This is a genomic window from Vibrio sp. 10N.261.51.F12, assembly GCF_041471725.1.
GTDB lineage: Bacteria > Pseudomonadota > Gammaproteobacteria > Enterobacterales > Vibrionaceae > Vibrio.
On the sequence record NZ_JBFROV010000004.1, the window covers coordinates 158,598 to 177,156 of the forward strand.

15 protein-coding genes are annotated in these 18,559 nt (G+C 44.7%); 8 read left to right on the forward strand and 7 right to left on the reverse strand.

Annotated features, from left to right (window positions below; translation table 11 throughout):
• Nucleotides 1-86 precede the first annotated feature (86 nt).
• Nucleotides 87-1,376 carry a citrate synthase gene (locus AB4405_RS02545; protein WP_102468803.1) on the forward strand — a complete coding sequence of 430 codons (1,290 nt, stop codon included), beginning with the start codon at nucleotides 87-89 and terminating at the stop codon, nucleotides 1,374-1,376.
• 133 nt (nucleotides 1,377-1,509) lie between these two features.
• Here AB4405_RS02545 and AB4405_RS02550 read toward each other — a convergent pair whose 3' ends face one another.
• Nucleotides 1,510-2,265 carry a Nif3-like dinuclear metal center hexameric protein gene (locus tag AB4405_RS02550; RefSeq protein WP_372059484.1) on the reverse strand — a complete coding sequence of 252 codons (756 nt, stop codon included), beginning with the start codon at nucleotides 2,263-2,265 and terminating at the stop codon, nucleotides 1,510-1,512.
• 79 nt (nucleotides 2,266-2,344) lie between these two features.
• Here AB4405_RS02550 and AB4405_RS02555 point away from each other — a divergent pair, with 79 nt between their 5' ends.
• Nucleotides 2,345-3,133: a DUF1853 family protein gene (locus AB4405_RS02555; RefSeq protein ID WP_372059485.1), complete on the forward strand. Its 789-nt coding sequence runs from the start codon at nucleotides 2,345-2,347 to the stop codon at nucleotides 3,131-3,133.
• A 76-nt stretch (nucleotides 3,134-3,209) separates the two neighbouring features.
• Here AB4405_RS02555 and thiI read toward each other — a convergent pair whose 3' ends face one another.
• The 3 genes from thiI to pomA all read right to left on the reverse strand — a co-directional run bounded on the left by thiI (nucleotide 3,210) and on the right by pomA (nucleotide 6,698).
• Complete coding sequence (thiI, locus tag AB4405_RS02560; protein WP_372059486.1) at nucleotides 3,210-4,658, reverse strand: tRNA uracil 4-sulfurtransferase ThiI; 1,449 nt, start codon at nucleotides 4,656-4,658, stop codon at nucleotides 3,210-3,212.
• A gap of 280 nt (nucleotides 4,659-4,938) precedes the next feature.
• Nucleotides 4,939-5,889 carry a flagellar motor protein MotB gene (locus AB4405_RS02565; protein ID WP_102468807.1) on the reverse strand — a complete coding sequence of 317 codons (951 nt, stop codon included), beginning with the start codon at nucleotides 5,887-5,889 and terminating at the stop codon, nucleotides 4,939-4,941.
• Nucleotides 5,890-5,933: 44 nt separating this feature from the next.
• Complete coding sequence (pomA, locus tag AB4405_RS02570; protein WP_372059487.1) at nucleotides 5,934-6,698, reverse strand: flagellar motor protein PomA; 765 nt, start codon at nucleotides 6,696-6,698, stop codon at nucleotides 5,934-5,936.
• Between the two features lie 325 nt (nucleotides 6,699-7,023).
• On the opposite strand from pomA, the gene xseB reads away from it, so the two are divergent.
• The 3 genes from xseB to dxs are packed head-to-tail and all read left to right on the forward strand — an operon-like array spanning nucleotide 7,024 to nucleotide 10,059.
• Nucleotides 7,024-7,266, forward strand: a complete 243-nt coding sequence (gene xseB, locus AB4405_RS02575; protein ID WP_102468809.1) for an exodeoxyribonuclease VII small subunit — start codon at nucleotides 7,024-7,026, stop codon at nucleotides 7,264-7,266.
• Between the two features lie 20 nt (nucleotides 7,267-7,286).
• On the forward strand, nucleotides 7,287-8,171 hold the full coding sequence (ispA, locus tag AB4405_RS02580; RefSeq protein ID WP_102468810.1) for a (2E,6E)-farnesyl diphosphate synthase: 885 nt from the start codon (nucleotides 7,287-7,289) through the stop codon (nucleotides 8,169-8,171).
• A 22-nt stretch (nucleotides 8,172-8,193) separates the two neighbouring features.
• Complete coding sequence (gene dxs / locus AB4405_RS02585; protein ID WP_372059488.1) at nucleotides 8,194-10,059, forward strand: 1-deoxy-D-xylulose-5-phosphate synthase; 1,866 nt, start codon at nucleotides 8,194-8,196, stop codon at nucleotides 10,057-10,059.
• A gap of 96 nt (nucleotides 10,060-10,155) precedes the next feature.
• Here the strand turns inward: dxs and gltX are convergent, their stop codons facing one another.
• The gene (gltX, locus tag AB4405_RS02590; protein ID WP_372059489.1) at nucleotides 10,156-11,583 is read right to left on the reverse strand and encodes a glutamate--tRNA ligase; all 1,428 of its coding nucleotides are present in this window, start codon (nucleotides 11,581-11,583) and stop codon (nucleotides 10,156-10,158) included.
• A 160-nt stretch (nucleotides 11,584-11,743) separates the two neighbouring features.
• Between gltX and AB4405_RS02595 the strand changes: the two genes are divergently transcribed.
• Together AB4405_RS02595 and AB4405_RS02600 are read left to right on the forward strand one after the other, a co-directional pair.
• Complete coding sequence (locus AB4405_RS02595) at nucleotides 11,744-14,494, forward strand: copper-translocating P-type ATPase (protein ID WP_408063637.1); 2,751 nt, start codon at nucleotides 11,744-11,746, stop codon at nucleotides 14,492-14,494.
• Nucleotides 14,495-14,543: 49 nt separating this feature from the next.
• Nucleotides 14,544-14,990, forward strand: a complete 447-nt coding sequence (locus AB4405_RS02600) for a DUF411 domain-containing protein (RefSeq protein ID WP_372059490.1) — start codon at nucleotides 14,544-14,546, stop codon at nucleotides 14,988-14,990.
• Between the two features lie 58 nt (nucleotides 14,991-15,048).
• Here AB4405_RS02600 and AB4405_RS02605 read toward each other — a convergent pair whose 3' ends face one another.
• The gene (locus tag AB4405_RS02605) at nucleotides 15,049-15,810 is read right to left on the reverse strand and encodes a porin (protein WP_372059491.1); all 762 of its coding nucleotides are present in this window, start codon (nucleotides 15,808-15,810) and stop codon (nucleotides 15,049-15,051) included.
• A gap of 375 nt (nucleotides 15,811-16,185) precedes the next feature.
• On the reverse strand, nucleotides 16,186-16,842 hold the full coding sequence (locus AB4405_RS02610; RefSeq protein WP_372059492.1) for an oligogalacturonate-specific porin KdgM family protein: 657 nt from the start codon (nucleotides 16,840-16,842) through the stop codon (nucleotides 16,186-16,188).
• Nucleotides 16,843-17,395: 553 nt separating this feature from the next.
• Here AB4405_RS02610 and AB4405_RS02615 point away from each other — a divergent pair.
• On the forward strand, nucleotides 17,396-18,259 hold the full coding sequence (locus tag AB4405_RS02615; protein WP_372059493.1) for a TraB/GumN family protein: 864 nt from the start codon (nucleotides 17,396-17,398) through the stop codon (nucleotides 18,257-18,259).
• The last annotated feature ends 300 nt before the right edge of the window (nucleotides 18,260-18,559 follow it).

Consider the following 18,559-nt stretch of genomic DNA (forward strand, 5'->3'; position numbering starts at 1 on the left):
TATAAATTGACTTTGAACTCGAAGCAAAGTAAAAAATTGGCACATAAACATCCTGGACGGATTAATAATAAACAAAGGAGATTGTTATGGCGGATAAGAAAGCGACCCTTCACATCGAAGGTACCGCACCGATCGAATTGCCGATTATGGAAGGTTCACTTGGACCGGAAGTGGTTGACGTTCGTAAGCTTGGAGCAAATGGTTATTTCACTTTTGACCCAGGTTTTCTTGCCACTGCATCCTGTGAATCTCAAATCACGTACATCGACGGAGACAAAGGTGTGTTGCTGCACCGTGGTTTCCCAATCGATCAATTGGCTAACAATGCAGATTACCTAGAAGTATGTTATATCCTTCTCATGGGAGAAGCACCGACTCGCGAAGCTTATGAGAGCTTTAAACAAACGGTGACTCGTCACACAATGGTTCACGAGCAAATCGCAAGTTTCTTCCACGGCTTCCGTCGTGACGCTCACCCGATGGCAGTAATGTGTGGCGTAGTTGGCGCTCTTGCAGCCTTCTATCACGACTCTTTAGACGTCAATAATGACAATCATCGTGAAATCGCCGCCTATCGTCTCATTTCGAAGATGCCAACACTTGCTGCGATGTGTTACAAATACTCAATCGGTCAACCATTCATCTATCCACGTAACGATCTGACTTACGCGGAAAACTTCCTACACATGATGTTTGCTAATCCATGTGAAGAATATGAAGTCAATCCTATCGTTGCTCGCGCAATGGATAAGATTTTCACTCTGCATGCTGACCACGAACAAAATGCATCAACATCAACAGTACGTCTTGCAGGTTCATCTGGTGCTAACCCGTTTGCTTGTATTGCGGCTGGTATTGCTTCGCTTTGGGGCCCTGCGCACGGCGGCGCTAACGAAGCGTGCTTGCGTATGCTGGAAGAAATCGGTTCAGTCGACAACATTCCAGAATATGTTGATAGAGCAAAAGACAAGGATGACCCATTCCGCTTAATGGGCTTTGGTCACCGTGTTTATAAGAACTATGACCCACGAGCAACGGTTATGCGTGAAGCTTGCCATGACGTTCTCAAGGAACTAAACATTCAAGATCCTCTTCTTGATGTTGCTATGGAGCTTGAGCGTATTGCGCTGTCTGACGAGTACTTTGTTTCGAAGAAACTGTATCCAAACGTAGACTTTTACTCAGGCATCATCTTGAAAGCAATTGGTATTCCGGTCTCTATGTTCACGGTTATCTTTGCGATGTCTCGTACCGTTGGCTGGATTGCACACTGGAACGAAATGCACAGTGACCCTGCAAACCGAATTGGTCGTCCACGCCAGCTTTACACCGGTGAAGATATGCGTGATTTCAGACCGTTACACGAACGTGAATAACAACGTTTTATTTGGGCTCAACGTCTTTTTGAGCCCACTTTAACCCAAAAAAGAGCAGCGCCAGGGCTGCTCTTTTTTTTCGTAAAATCCAACCATGCCCTCGCTGCAAACACACTGGGCTTTTTAAGATGCGTTATACGGGGTTATCAATATCGATAAACTCAACGTCAAGGTCATGCTCACTCGCTAGCCATTCACCCAACGCTTTAATGCCATACCGCTCCGTGGCGTGATGCCCAGCTGAAAAGTAGTGAATCCCCATTTCACGTGCAATATAGGTGGTTCGCTCAGAGATTTCACCCGACACAAATGCATCAAGGCCGTGAGAAGCGGCAAGCTCAAGATAATCCTGACCACCACCTGTACACCAGCCCACCGTTTCTATTGGTTTATCCACGTCAGGTGCAATATGCAAGGGTTCACGATTAAGCACTGTCGCAATGGTTTTGGAAAACTCATGACCAGAGACCGGCGCCTTTAAGCGGCCATACATAGCCACAGATTGAGGATGCCCCTCTAAGCCACCTTCCACATCAATACCAAGCAATTGAGCCAACTGGGCATTGTTACCGAGCTCTGGGTGGATATCTAGCGGAAGATGGTAGCCAAATAAATTAATGTCGTGTTTGATTAAGCTACGAATACGTTGTCCTTTCATCCCTCGAATGGCCTCTGTTTCTCCTTTCCAAAAGTACCCATGATGGACCAAGATAGCATCAGCATTAACGGCAATAGCATGATCAATCAGCGCTTGAGAAGCGGTAACACCTGTGACTATTTTATTGATCTGAGATGTCCCCTCTACCTGTAATCCATTGGGGCAGTAATCTTTAATGAGTTGCGGGGCCAGTTTCTCGTTTAATACGGCTTCAAGTTGTAGATGATTCATGCAAATTCCTGATTTGTTTCTTGATCCAAATGGTTATAGCAATTTAATCTAAGGCTGTCGAAAGGAAATAAGAGCACTCATGACTACAGACGACCTCAATGAATTTACATCATGGATATCAACCTCTACAAGCCTTGTCTTTGGCGATCCGCGAATAGCAATCCGCTTACCGACCAAGGTCGATCATTCTTTATCTAAATCTGCGCCCTACAAAGGCAACCCTAGATTGGGGTTTCTTTACCAAGAGCTATGCCGACGACAATTTGAACAACACCCTAATTACACGGTCCTTGCGGAAGAGATCCAATTGCAAGAAGGCAAGCGGACATTAGGTGCCATCGATTTTCTGCTCCAGAACCAACGAAATGGCGACGTGGAACATTGGGAAGTTGCGATCAAGTTCTACCTGCTTAAAGATGGTCAATGGTTTGGCCCTAACGCCAAAGACAGGCTTGACCTCAAGCTATCTCGAATGATGCATCACCAGCTCATGATGAGTGACACGCTTGCATTTCAAGAGCAGTTTCCTAATCATAAACCTGCCAACAAGCATCTTTTGATGCAGGGAAGGCTCTACATCAACCCATTTGATTGTGAATCAGTACCGACACAATGCCTCGAACTAGACATAGACACGGCTAACGTGTCGGGCCGTTGGTGTTATCAAAAAGACATCCACAAACTTAATGAGCCCATGTATGTACTGCCAAAACACCGCTGGGCAACGGGCTTTATTGATGGAGAGTCTGCGATGAATAAAAAGCCTGAGGCTTTAGTGAGCTGGCCCGGACATTTTGTTCATTGCCAATCAGAGTCTGGCGTGTTTTGGTTCATTGTTCCGAATGACTGGCCACAAAGTTCTATGTAAACATGCCAGAGTCAGACACGAGACGATCAAAAAAAGGCGCATTAAGCGCCTTTTTTATTGTCCAATGTGGATCTCGCTATGGGCGATAAACCTTAACATTGGCAAACCCTTGCTCTTGAAGGTACAGCGCTTGTAATCGACTCATCACACCTCGGTCACAATACAGCAAGTACGTTTTCGATTGGTCAAGATCGCCAAACTGAGTGCCAAGCTTGAAGAAAGGTAGATGCTTCACTTCCACACCGTCCAGTACTAGAGGGCTTTCCTCTTCTTCATCAGCGCTACGGATATCAAGTACAATCGCATGCTCTTCAACGGCTTGTACTTGCTCAACTTCCGGTGCTTTTTCTTGGCTTTGTTTCTCAATGTCACGAATATCCATTACACGTGCGTCAAGAACCACTTGCTCTAGAATAGAAAAATCGAACTTTTCTTCTTCTTTTTCAAGCTTGGCTTTTACGGCTTTTACTGTCGGTTTTTTAGAAATCACACCACAGTATTCTGGCATTGTTTTAGCAAAATCCTCGGTACCAATCTCACGGGCAACATCGATGATGTCCTCTTTATCCCAGTTGATCAATGGACGAAGGATCAAGGCATCTGTCACACCATCAATATGGCGCAAGTTGGTCAGTGTTTGACTCGATACCTGACCAAGCGCTTCACCAGTGACTAGGGCTTGAATACCAAATTTGTCCGCGACCATGCCACCCGCACGCATGAACATACGTTTAAGGACCACACCCATCTGGCCGTCGTCAACTTTTTCTAAAATTTCCGCAACAACCGGCTCAAAATCAACAGAGATAAACTTAACTTTTGCTGATGAACCGTACTTGTTCCATAAATAATGCGCCACTTGCTTAACGCCGATTTCATGCGCTGGACCGCCAAGATTAAAGAAACAGTAATGTGTTTTCGAACCACGTTTGATATGCAAGTAACTAGAAACACCGGAATCAAAGCCTCCCGAGATCAAGCTCAGCAAGTCTTCCTGTGTACCTAGTGGGAAACCACCCAGACCTTTGTAACGCGCAATGACCTGATTGAGCTTGTCATTGGTGACTTCAATATTGACTGTCACGTCCGGTTTATTCAGCTTAACGCGTGCCGATTCAATGGCCTGATTTAAGCCACCGCCAACATAACGCTCTAATTCAATTGACGTAAACTCATGCTTACCACGACGCTTAGCTCGTACCGAGAACGATTTATCGATAATACGTCGACCGTTAAGCTCTAGTACTTGCTCGTAGATATCATGCATATCTGTAAAATCAGATTGTTGCACCTCTAAAACATGATGAATCCCTGATGAGTGCGTCAGGATTTCTAGTACTTCATTGTAGTATTGCGACGAGTTTGCCGTCACTTCAATGTGATCGCGACGGTTAATCACCGCAACAGACTCAGTACGGCGTTGAATAATAATACGTAAATTGGACTCAAGGATTTTAGTAAAGCGCTTACGCACTGATTCACTTTTAACAAAAATCTCTGGATGGGGTTTTACAATAAATCTCATAGTCTAATCACATCTCATTGGAATGCTGTCAATCAACTCGACAGGCGTGGCAATACATCAATTTTAGTACAAAATTCACGACTCTTGCGGCATCAATATTGACGCAAAAAGTTTAGGGGAATTCGTCAGGGGCGCAAGTATATACCCAACTGACTCTTGGATTCCAGTTTATGACGGCTGATCACCTGAGATCTCGGTAAAAACCAAGTATTCACAGTGAGTGAGGATCAAAAAAAACGCCAATACAAAAGCACTGACGTTTTTATCAAATTCACTAAAGCTACTTGCCGTCTGCGGACACCTCGTCGGTAAACAGAGGCTCACCTTGCATGATACTAATTTCAACACGTCGATTTCTAGCGCGCTGCCTTTCCGTATCGTTCGCCACTAATGGCTCTGTATCGGCAACACCTAATACTCGCAGCCTTTGATGTGAAAACCCTTCAACCTTCTCCATCTCTTGCGCTACGGATACCGCCCGCTGAGAAGAGAGATCCCAATTTGAGCGATACAGCTCGGAATCTAATGGCGTATTATCGGTATGGCCTGATACTCGTACTAGTCCTGGAATGTCTTTAGCAAGATCAGCGACTTGGCGCACCAATGGCCTGAATTTAGGCTGCAAAAATGCAGACCCTTCGGGAAATGCCCCTTTTTCTTCGATTCTAATCACAAGTTGCTGGCCTAGATTTTCTACCTCAACCGCCCCTTGTTTGATCTCTTGCTGAAGCGCAGTCTTGATCGCTTCTTCCAGTTTTTCTAGATCTTTAGAGGCCTCTTGGCTGTCAGATTCACTCTCAGAAGATGCGGTACCAATTTGATTTTTCTGTGTTCGGTCAGCAGTCTGGCCACCTGTGATTTTGCCGTCATCACGCTGGTTGCCACCAGCACGATCAGAATCACCCTCTTGAAACTCCAAGGTTTGTTGAGTGATATCGATGGTTTGTTGCATAATCACATCTATCGGCGTGGGCTCAGGACGACCTGGACGAAATTCCAAAGCAATGATACTCGTCCCTTTGGGGATGTCTTTGACTTCCAGTCTATTTTGCACGCCAAAAGCAAATTTCATTGAACCTGCAATTTGCTTGAATTTTAGAACATCCATCTCAGAAAAGGACAATAGCAAAACAAAGAAACACATCAACAACGACATAAGATCGGCAAAGGTGCCCATCCACTGAGGGAGTCCTGGAGGTGGACAATCACATTGCTTGTCTTCTTCAGTCATGATGCCTCCCCGCGCTTATTCGCTCAATGTGCTGGCGTGCCATATTACTCACCGTCCAAGTCAAAAGCGCGCTTGCTTTCATTCAGATAGTTTTTAAGATAACCATCAATAACACGAGGGTTCTGGCCGTCTTGAATCGCTAGCACTCCGTCCATAATCAAGCGACGATTAAGCTTTTCTTGCTCTCGACGTAGCGTCAATTTATCGGCAATAGGGAAGAACAGCATATTGGATAGTATCGCGCCATACAGTGTCGTCAACAAGGCAACCGCCATGGCCGGCCCGATAGATTTGGGATCGTCCATATTCGACAACATCGCCACCAACCCAATCAGGGTGCCAATCATGCCCATTGCAGGCGCGACATCACCAAAAGCCCTAAAGACACTGGCGCCTTTGACGTGTCTTTCATCGGTCAACGCAATGTCTTTTTGCATCGCGTTCCTCACCACTTCTGCATCATGTCCATCCACTAGCAAATCGATGCCCTTCTGCATGAAGCTATTTTGAATATCCATTTCTTCAAGCGCTAAAAAGCCACCTTTACGAGCTGCATCCGCCATTTCCACGATTTTCGCAATGAGGTCTTCAGGCTCATCGGTCTTAAACATAAAGGCCTTACCGGCAATCTTTGCAGCACTAAAGAATTGGCTCAACGTGAACTTCATCAAAACAACAAAAGTTGAACCACCGATCACAATAAACACAGAAGTGGTGTCGAAATAGATCATGATGCTTCCGCCAAGCACCATGGCCGTAATAATAGATGCAACCCCACCGATGAGGCCAATAAGCGTCGCTAAATCCACTCAATACTCCGTTATAATTTGACGTCGCACATAACCGTTTTTCGGTTGATAATGCGCTTGAGTCTATCGCTTTATAATGAGGTTATCGACCACACCTCAATATCTTTAAGTTATTTATGACCATAAAATCACAGTTTTAGACATAAGTACTGTAAACCAGTAGGCATTGGTAGGGCTAAGTTGCAATGAGCTGATGACAAAACACCGTCAACCTTGGTTAAAAATTGGCTAGCCACACATCTCTATTACATTTTTGACACCATTAGTTTGACCATCTGGCAAGGCTCCTGTAACGTTCGATCATTTCGGATAAAACAAGTACGTTATGGCGACGAAAAAACCAGAAAACATGTCATTTGAAGCAACAATTGACGAACTCGATCAGCTTGTCGAACAGCTCGAAAACGGCGACTTAGCCCTTGATGATGCCCTCAAAAAATTTGAACGCGGTATTGCCTTAGCTCGAGCCGGCCAACACAAGCTTACCGATGCAGAACAGAAAGTCAGCATTCTTCTTAGTAAGGACGATAACGCTGAGCTGCAAGATTTCCCTCAACAGCCAGAATAAAGTCAAAAGAGAGTGCCTACATGATCGAGACTTTGCAGTCTTATCAGACAAGAAATAACCAGCAACTCAATGCGTGGTTAGACACAAACCCATTCCAGCAGCAACGTCTAACCGAAGCGATGCGCTATGCGCTTTTGCTTGGCGGAAAGCGAGCACGCCCATTTTTGGTATACGCTACCGGTCAAATGCTCGGATGCTCACGTGAAGAGCTTGATACCCCGGCAGCAGCCATTGAGTGCATCCACGCCTATTCGCTCATTCACGACGACCTTCCTGCGATGGACGACGACGAGCTGCGCCGTGGTCAAGCCACTTGCCATATAGAATTCGATGAAGCCACTGCCATTTTGGCAGGCGATGCACTACAAACACTCGCATTTACTATACTTGCAGACGGTATGATTGCTCCCAATGCTGAAGCCCAGCGTATAACCATGATAAAACAACTTGCCAGCGCCTCTGGTGCAGCAGGCATGTGTATAGGGCAATCGTTAGATCTAGAAGCGGAAAACCGCTTCGTTGGCATTGATGAGTTGGAACAAATTCATCGCCATAAAACCGGCGCTTTAATCAAGTGCGCGGTACAACTTGGTGCACTGGCGAGCGGTGAGAAAGGGTTGGCGGTTTTACCACAACTTGAAAAGTTTGCCGATGCCGTAGGGCTCGCGTTCCAAGTCCACGATGACATACTTGATGTCATCGGAGATACCGAAACACTTGGCAAGCCCCAAGGCTCTGATCAAGAGTTAAACAAAAGCACCTACCCTGCCCTACTGGGTTTGGAAGGGGCACAACAAAAAGCACAAACACTTTTCGAAGAAGCGCTTTGTGCTTTAGATGCGATCCCCTACAATACGCAATTACTTGAAGATTTCGCCCGATATGTCATCGAGCGCAACAATTAACAATACTAAGCGCTGAATTACTATGACACTTGATATTTCCAAATATCCGACACTGACATTAGCAAATACGCCAGAAGAGCTGCGTCTGATGCCTAAGGAGTCACTTCCTAAGCTCTGCGAAGAGCTACGGACGTATTTGTTAAATTCAGTTAGCCAGTCGAGCGGCCACCTTGCTTCCGGTCTTGGAACGGTTGAGCTGACTGTCGCCCTACACTACGTCTACAATACCCCATTTGACCAACTTATTTGGGATGTGGGACACCAGGCTTACCCACACAAAATCCTGACGAACCGCCGAGAAAAAATGTCGACGATTCGCCAAAAAGATGGGCTACACCCTTTTCCATGGCGAGAAGAAAGTGAGTACGACGTATTATCTGTCGGTCACTCATCGACCTCGATCAGTGCGGCGCTTGGTATTGCGATTAGTGCGCAAAAAGAACAACAAAACCGCAAGGTCGTGAGTGTAATTGGTGATGGTGCGATTACCGCAGGCATGGCCTTTGAGGCACTCAATCATGCCGGTGATATCCACCCAGACATGCTGGTTATCCTCAATGATAACGAGATGTCGATTTCAGAAAACGTTGGTGCGCTAAATAACCACCTAGCACAAGTTCTATCTGGAAGCCTGTACACCTCGATCCGTGAAGGCGGCAAAAAAGCCTTGTCGGGACTACCACCAATTAAAGAATTGGTGCGACGTACAGAAGAACACCTAAAAGGAATGATCGTTCCTGGAACGTTATTCGAAGAGTTTGGTTTCAACTACATCGGCCCTGTTGACGGCCATGACGTGAATGAGCTAATCAAGACGCTAAAAAATATGCGTGAGCTGAAAGGCCCGCAATTTCTTCATATCATGACCAAAAAAGGCAAAGGCTATGAACCTGCGGAGAAAGATCCGATAGGCTATCATGGCGTTCCTAAGTTCGACCCATCGCACTCAAGCCTGCCAAAGAGCACGTCAAGCAAGCCAACGTACTCTAAAATTTTTGGTGACTTTCTTTGTGATATGGCGGCACAAGATCCTAAACTGATGGCGGTCACACCGGCTATGAGAGAAGGCTCTGGTATGGTTCGCTTCTCGAAAGAGTACCCTGAGCAGTACTTCGATGTTGCGATTGCTGAGCAACACGCGGTGACCCTGGCAACGGGCATGGCGATAGCAGGTAATCATCCTATCGTGGCAATCTACTCCACATTCCTACAGCGTGGTTATGACCAACTCATTCACGATGTGGCGATCATGAACTTACCGGTTATGTTTGCTATTGATCGCGCAGGTTTAGTGGGGGCTGACGGTCAAACACACCAAGGGGCTTTTGATCTCAGCTTCATGCGCTGCATTCCGAACATGGTCATTATGGCCCCAAGCAACGAAGATGAATGTCGTCAGATGTTATATACCGGACATATTCACAACGGACCTAGTGCAGTACGTTACCCTAGAGGCAGCGGCAATGGCACCACTCCTGAGAGTGTATTCACTGCCCTCGACATAGGCAAAGGTCGCATTGTTAAAGAAGGTCATAAGATCGCAATTTTGTCTTTTGGTACCTTCCTTGAAAGTGCACTCGTCGCTGCGGAATCATTGGATGCGACGGTCGCAGATATGCGATTTGTGAAACCTCTGGATGAGGCGCTGATTCGGGAGCTTTGTCAGTCTCACGATGTCATAGTCACGCTTGAAGAAAATGCAATTGCAGGCGGTGCTGGTGCTGGTGTGATTGAGTTTATGATGAAAGAAAAGCTTCTCAAACCTGTCCTTAACCTTGGTCTGCCTGATCGATTTATTGCCCAAGGTACCCAAGATGAATTACATGCAGAGCTTGGTCTAGACGCCGCTGGAATTGAACAATCAATCCGTGATTATCTCACTAAGTAGTTAAGCTGATTAACAATTTAGTCTAAATATAAAACAAAAAAAGCCGCTGAATAATATCAGCGGCTTTTTTAATAACTACATCGTGTCATAAACGCATTACGCGTTCGCTTCACGCTCTGCAATAAACGCTAAGGCCATCTTGATGCGAGCGATCACGCGCTCTTTACCAACAAGTTCCATAACGGCATCGACAGATGGAGATTGACCACCACCGGTCACCGCAACACGCAATGGCATGCCAATCTTACCCATACCGATTTCTAACTCTTCGCATACCGCTGTAATGACATTGTCTTTGATGCTTTGGGTTGTCCATTCTTCGAGCGCTTCAACTTTTGCCAACGCTGCTTCCAATGGACCTTTCGCTACACCGCGTAAGTGCTTCTTCGCCGCACCCGCTTCAAACTCAGAGAAATCTTCATAGAAATAACGAGACTGCTCAGCAAGTTCAATCAAGGTATTACAACGCTCACCTACCAATGTGATCACTTCTGTAATCGCAGGGCCGTTATCTGTCTTAATAGTTTGCTGGTCAAGGTGCCATTGCAGGTACTTAGCCACATACTCTGGTTCCGATGTCTTAATGTAGTGGTTGTTTAACCACAACAGTTTGTCCGTATTGAACGCAGATGCCGACTTACTGATCGCATCTAGACTAAATAAATTGATCATTTCTTCTTGGGAGAAAATCTCTTGGTCACCATGAGACCAACCCAGACGAATCAAGTAGTTGTTTAGCGCATTTGGCAGGTAACCTTCGTCGCGGTATTGCATAACTGAAACCGCACCATGGCGCTTCGACAGTTTTGCACCGTCATCACCCAGAATCATGGCACAGTGAGCGAACGTTGGGACCGGGGCGCCTAGCGCTTCATAGATATTAATCTGACGAGGCGTGTTGTTGATATGGTCTTCACCACGAACAACATGGGTAATGCCCATATCCCAATCATCGACAACCACAACGAAGTTGTAAGTTGGCGCGCCATCAGTACGACGAATGATCAGATCATCCATTTGGCTATTAGCAATCTCGATACGACCACGAATTTGGTCTTCAAAGACCACACTGCCTTCTTTAGGGTTGCGGAAGCGAATCACGCAAGCATCGCCTTCTTTAGCAGCAGCGTTAGCCGCAACAATTTTAGGATGATTTGCATCGTAACGAGGCATTTCTTTATTCGCTTCTTGTTCAGCACGAATCTCTTCAAGTAGCTCTTTAGGCGCATAACACTTGTACGCTTTATCTTCAGCAAGCAGGCGCTCAACGACTTCGTTGTAGCGATCAAAGCGTTTAGACTGGAAGTAAGGACCCTCATCCCACTCCAATCCCATCCACGTCATGCCTTCAAGAATCGCATCGACCGCTTCTTGAGAGTTGCGTTCTAGATCGGTATCTTCAATACGTAAAACGAATTCACCGCCTTGGCTTTTCGCAAATAACCAAGAATACAGTGCAGTACGTGCACCACCGACGTGAAGATAGCCCGTTGGGCTTGGAGCAAAACGTGTTTTAACCGTCATTGAAAGTACCTTGTTGTCAACTGCGCACGATGCTCGTCATCGTACGTTGCAAATTTTGGACGCCATTTTATCACCTTATATTAAATCTACAACGAATTGCTTGACCTTGCCCTTGCGTCAAGGTTTATGTTGTAACCTCACACCAAGGTTTTTGAGGTTTATGATGCATCATTATGTATTGGATTTATCAGGTCTGTCTTGCTCTCGCTGTGTCAACAAACTAGAGGCGGCGCTCAAGCAATCATTAAATGACATTATTATCCACTCGATCACTACGACACAATTGCAGGTTTCTTCCACATTACCATTGGCAGCGATCTACCCGATTATCTCCCAACTTGGTTACACCGCTACTGAGACGCTTCACTTCTCGCTCACTGGATTAAGCTGTGGCAAATGCGTCGCAAAGCTAACGCAACAATTAGAGCAGTATGACGAACTGTCCATTATCCACCTCGATAAGTTGTCACTCATTGTTAGCCGCTCGAACCCAAACATCAATATTGCCGATATCGTGACACACGCTGGCTATCAAGCGACGCTGCACACTGGCGATACGCTCGTTGATCATGGTGATGTACATGTCGATCAGGTATCAACGGTAGAACCGAAACAAAGCCACGACCGAGTGTTAACCTCACCCGCACCTCAGATTAACCACCAGAACCACACTACTAACGAGAGTGACCGCAGTGTTCAACTTCTCATCCAAGGCATGACTTGTGCCAGTTGTGTCTCTTCTGTTGAGCAAGCGCTCAAACAAGTGGATGGTGTCAACCAAGCGAGTGTTAACCTGGCGGAACAAAGTGCCATGGTATCGATAGAAAATGACAAAGATGCCGCCGCATTATTGATTCCAGCGATCGAAGAGGCTGGCTATCATGCGGAAATCGTTATCGACCTTTCATCAAGTCAAGCGACCCAACAACAGCGACTCCTGGATCATCAGCGGCACCAAAAGAAAAATACCATCATAGCGCTATCGCTTGGAGCGCCTTTGATGCTTTGGGGAGTACTAGGTGGCAATATGATCATTCGAAACCCTCAGGACCAAGTCGTGTGGGGCGTAATAGGTCTTGCGTGTTTATGGCTGCTTGCCACCGCTGGGCGTGACTTTTTTGTCAACGCCGCTAAAGCGCTAAAACATAAACGTGCCACTATGGATACTCTAGTGGCACTTGGTACTGGTGCGGCATGGTTTTATTCAACACTGGTCGTGATCAAACCCGATTGGTTCCCTATTCAATCTCGCCACGTATACTTCGAAGCAAGCGCAATGATTATCGGCTTGATTTCTCTCGGGCATTTTATTGAGGCCAAAGCAAAATCTACAACAAATCAATCGCTTCAGGCATTAATGACGCTACAACCTCAATATGCTGTTGCCATTATCGACGGTAAAGATACGGTCCTCTCTATCGCAGAGATTACGCTGGGAATGACGCTGCGCATTAAGCCTGGAGAAAAAATCCCCGTAGATGCCTACGTGACGCAAGGAGAAAGCTATATTGATGAGTCCATGCTAACCGGGGAACCTATTGCAATATCAAAACAGCAAGGCGATACCGTTTCAGCTGGCACGCTCAACCGCAATGGAAGCTTAGTAGTGGTGACCACTGGAGTCGGTGCTGACACCAAACTGTCTAGAATCATCACCATGGTTCGACAAGCACAAAGCAGTAAGCCTGCTATCGCCAAATTGGCGGACTCCATTTCTGCAGTGTTTGTCCCTGTAGTGGTGGTCATCGCACTTGCATCCGCAATGCTATGGTTTTTCTTTGGACCGGAGCCTCAAGCGAGCTATATGCTTGTTGTCGCCACCACCGTGCTCATTATCGCCTGTCCCTGCGCGCTTGGCCTAGCAACCCCACTCTCTATTACCGTAGGGGTTGGCAAGGCGGCTCAAGCTGGCATCTTAATAAAGGACGCCGACGCGCTCCAAAAACTCAGCAAGGTTAAAGCCGTTGTGTTTGATAAAACAGGGACCCTCACTATTGGCAAACCGACGGTTCAACGCGTATTTTTATTTGGTCTTTCAGAGCCAGATCTCGCGACGCTTATTGTGCCGCTAGAACACCGCTCAGAACACCCATTAGCGAAAGCGGTCACACAGTATTGGGAACGTATTGATACAGCGGTAGACGTCGAGAGATTTGAAAATATTCAAGGGAAAGGCGTTTCTGGCGACATTCTCGGAAAGTCTGTGCTCATCGCCTCCCTTAATCATATCCAATCTATTGGTATTGAAACGTCATCAATTAAACCGGCGTTAGAGCATAGCCGGAGACTAGCTTCTACACCGGTGATTGTTGTCGTTAACGGTCAAATTCAAGCCGTGATTGCCATCGCCGACGAAATAAAACCGGAAGCAAAACAGGCTATCGACGCGTTAACGGCGAATGGTATCCATACTGTCATGCTCACCGGGGATAACCAGCACGTAGCCAACACTGTCGCCGAACAAATTGGTGTCGCACAGACCATAGCAGAGGTGTTACCTGACGAAAAAGCCAATCATATTAAGCAGCTAAAAGCACAATACGGCAGCGTCGCAATGGTCGGGGATGGTATTAACGATGCCCCCGCCTTAGCCGTAGCTGATGTCGGTATTGCGATGGGCTCGGGAAGTGACGTAGCCATTGAGAGTGCCGCAATGACGTTACTTAACAGTAACCCCAACGCCATTAACTATGCGATTGAACTCTCGCGAGCGACGGTAAAAAACATCAAGCAAAACCTGTTTGGCGCATTCGTTTACAACTCGCTCGGCATTCCTATTGCCGCCGGCGCATTGTACCCATTGTTCGGTTTTTTACTCAGCCCAGTCTTTGCCGGCGCGGCGATGGCACTGTCATCCATCACCGTTGTTACCAATGCCAATAGACTCAGACGCTTTAAAAGTAAGCACTGATCAGCTTATTAAACCCATAAACATTACGATTAAGAATAAGGAACTTACTATGTCGACTCCATCACGTTTGATACAAACTCTGACATTATCAATGGCGATGTTCACTGGTACAGCACTAGCAACGAACGTGCTTACTTACAAATCTCCTTACTGTGGATGCTGTAAAGAGTGGGTAAAGCACATGGAAGACTCAGGGTTTGATGTTTCAGTGGAAGAGCACAAAAACATGAACCCTATCAAGCAAAAATTCGGTATCACGCCTGAGCTCGCATCGTGCCATACCGCCGTTATCAATGACTTTGTATTCGAAGGACATGTTCCCGCCGAAGACATCCAGGCGTTTCTCGATAACCCACCTAAAAATGCAAAAGGGTTAGCGGTACCGGGCATGCCTATAGGCTCACCCGGTATGGAGTATGGCGATAAAAAAGACGCGCATGAGGTCTTGGCTTACAATGAAAAAGGGCAAGTATTTAGCTATCGCTCTTATCCATAACACTCGTTATTAATTAACAAACAAGACCCAATATTTCTGAAGTATTGGATCTTGTTCGTTAAAAGTTATATTTCGCCCCCACCACAATCGCATTATTCGCCACCCCAGAGCGGTAATAAGCGTGGCGAAAGTTACCTTGGTTTTTGTATTCAAAATAAGGCTGAAATGCATATTTGGTTAACGTTAAACGAAACTCATGATCCATCGAGTTATCCGTGTACGGGTACCAAGGATAGTAAGCTCCTCCCATATGGTAAACATTATTGTAATGAATCTTTATTGGGTGAGTTTTAAATTGATAAGCAATTTTGTTATCAAATCGATAATCCATATCAGGCTTATACCCCCATTTATCGTGCTTGGCGTACACCTCAATTCGAGTACGATGACTCAACGATACCCCCTCATCAAAATCATAACCCACTTTAAACAATGGACGATATTGCATCGTCTCACCCAATTGCATTAAATGTTCATAACCCGCTCCCAGCCAAAAATTGTCCGATAACACGAATTTCTGTTCAATACCTAATGTTGTCAATGGCGCTCTTGCTGAATGTCCATAATAAACATCATGATGACTATGATGGTGGTCACTATGTGGGGTTGCCCCTAGTGGAATATCTTCAACTTTAAAGCGTATCGTTGTATCGGTATCGAAGGTATGCCCAGCCTCCATTTTTGCCGTAACTTTAGAGTCATAAAGGTAGGTGCTATTAAATTGAACATTACCTTCGATATAGGACGATGAGGCATACAAAGGTAACGAATAAATCAGAAAACAAAACCACAGGGTTACATAGCGAAAATAAATGTGCACAACAATATCCTTACATGCTGAAATTTGGTGAGGATAGTGCCGAGAAGATAGCCGAAGAGCAAATGGAGATAATGTCAATATGAGGACAGAAGAAAAACAATCAAACAAAATATAATTACATTAAAATCAAAAGGTTAACAAAAGCTAAAGTACCACTTTGTCAACGTACTTTGATGAATAATCTAGGGGCCGACAAGCCACTAACAATAACGACCATAATTTAAGCGAAACATACCTAATAAAGTTCAGATAAAATTATCCAAAACTTTCATAAAAGATATGACGACCTATTTAGACTCATCATTTAATCGGTAAAAAAAAGGCCCCTGCCGGGACCTTTACACTATGGAAATATGAACAAATTAACATTCTGGATTAGAAGCCGTAAGAAGCACCAAATACAAGAGCATTGTTCTCGTTATTTGCTTGATTACGGTACTCAAGGTATGGCTGAACACCGCTTCTCGTCCAAGTTGCTCTTAACTCATGATCCATAGAATTATCTGCATCGCCCTGCTTGATTACGTAAACGTTGTTGTAGCTTAAAGCAAGAGGTTGGTCTGAAAATGAGTAAGCAATCTTGTTGTCTAAACGAGTTTCATTATTTCTCGTATCATCAGCCTGAATGTGCTGACGAGTACGGTTACTTAACGATAAACCGTTATCAAAGTTATAACCAATCTTAACAAGAGGGCGGTATTGAAATGTTTCACCATTGTTTATCAAGTGATGATAACCGGCAGCAACCCATAGGTTGTCTGAAATATTAAAGACCTGCTCTACACCGAGCGTGGTAAATGGCGTAGGTGCAGACTCCTTAGATGGATCAAGTTTACCCAAAGGAATACCGTCGAATTCCACTAAAAGCGTCGTATTTGAATCAAATGTATGGCCAGCTTCAAGAGTCGAAGTCTGCTTAGCGCCATGCAAATAACTATCATGGAACTGAACGTTACCTGTTACATAAGAAGAACTTGCGAATGCGCTGGTAGATGCTACTGCTAGTGCGGTTAAGGCGAGAACTTTTTTCATTATAAATACCTATTTAGTTGTTTGTGTGACCGCTTATATTGCCGTCTTGATTCATTGCCTCTTTGGCTTGGGAGCAATTTAACGACAATTAATTCGCGCAACAAATAAATACTTCATTTTAGTGATCGTCCGCACACGAAAATAACAAAATAAATGTAAACACAATAAAATCATAACCTTAAAATGAAAACATAAACCTAAAAACCGTCGATTAGAAAAGGCATTATGATAGCAATCACAAAAACATCGGCAATTTTCCGCCATAAACACAACGAAACAAGTAATATGACGCATTCCTCACTATAGATAAGACTTAAAATGTGATGCAGATCTTGTGATTTAGCTTTTTTATTTTGTTAATTTTCGTCGTTAATTATCGAAGATAATCAAGGTGCTCATCTAAAGCTGGCCAATCGTCAGGCCCAACCTCATAATTAAGGGCAATGCTCTTCATCAAATCTAATGCTTGCTCAGAATCCTCCTTTCAAAGAAAATAAACTCACTAATAGGGTTGCAATGACAGCGGCTATGAAGGAGATGAATCTTGTTGACTATGGATCTAAAAAAATGGTGCTTTGTTTTATTTGTCAGCGGCATATTTAATGCGCAAGCAGAACCATTGGTGTGGAAAGCATCGAAGGGACCGCAAACCTTTTATATTATCGGAACCGTGCATCTAGGTAATGCTTCAATGTATCCCCTACCTCAAGTATTGATTGATAACCTAATGAGTAGTGATGCCGTTATTATTGAGGCCGATTTGACGGAATCCGTAACAATGCCTACTGCCACTAATCACCAACCAATCAAATCCTCACTTGATAGCAAAGAATTCGCGCAGCTTAAGAGGATAGCCACCCACTCCGGGATGAACGTGGAAACAGTAGCTGCATTAGCGCCGTGGCAAGTCGCTCTCATACTACAGAATCATCAATTTCAAAGTTTAGGTTTTCATTCCGATTATGGTGTGGACAGCACTATCGTAAAACTGGCGATGAAGCACGACATTCCCGTTCACGGATTGGAATCTCTTCAATTTCAAATCGACTTGTTATCGAAGCAAGAGGATGACGGCGTTACTATGCTTAAGCAAACCTTGAGCGAATGGAATGAAAGCGGCCAGAATGTCGAGTGCTTGATTGAATCTTGGAAAATGGGTGATATTAATAACTTAAGTCAACTGCTCGATGAGGCCTCCAAGGACGCTAAATTTGAACAAGACTTTATTGTAAATAGGAATTATGACTGGGTTGAGAAGCTCAATTCAGATCCGGTATTTTCTAGTGGCACGTTTACGGTTGCTGTGGGGACACTTCATCTTGTGGGGCAAGAGAGTTTATTACAGTTATTAGCTAAAGAAAATTTTAATACTCAGCTCATTACAACCCCAAACAAAGCGAATTGCACAACTTTATGACTATTATCATGTCTCATTTTTAAGACACCATTTTGATGCTAATTTAAATATTGAGTTTATTTACACAATAAACTCAATCAATTTCATATTAACAATGTAGAATCAACAAACTAATTTATAAGCAACTGATAAATAAACTTTATCTGAGTAAGCCCTAAGATTATGTTAGAAACTAAGTAAGAGAATCAATCTAAATCGCCATCAAAACCATACAACTTCTATTAATGCACCGGATCACTAATGCGATAAATTTCAATCTGTTATTAATTTTCTTTATGTATTAACACTAACTTATTTCTG